Below are 228 nucleotides of genomic sequence, written 5' to 3' on the forward strand. Positions count from 1 at the left end.
GTATCACTTAAATAAGTGATAGTCTTAATACTAGTTTTTAGACTAGTCATTGGAGTACAGATGATTGATGTCTTAGGGCCGGAGAAACGCAGACGGCGTACCACACAGGAAAAGATCGCAATTGTTCAGCAGAGCTTTGAACCGGGGATGACGGTCTCCCTCGTTGCCCGGCAACATGGTGTAGCAGCCAGCCAGTTATTTCTCTGGCGTAAGCAATACCAGGAAGGA

Annotated in this window: 1 protein-coding gene; it reads left to right on the plus strand. The window is 46.9% G+C overall.

Annotation, left to right across the window (positions count from 1 at the left end; translation table 11 throughout):
- Positions 1 to 60: 60 nt before the first annotated feature.
- The coding region (locus BHE85_RS20200) for a transposase (protein ID WP_000567677.1) at positions 61 to 228 on the plus strand (168 nt) is incomplete at its 3' end.

Source organism: Shigella sp. FC1567 (assembly GCF_001743015.1).
Lineage (GTDB): Bacteria > Pseudomonadota > Gammaproteobacteria > Enterobacterales > Enterobacteriaceae > Escherichia > Escherichia coli.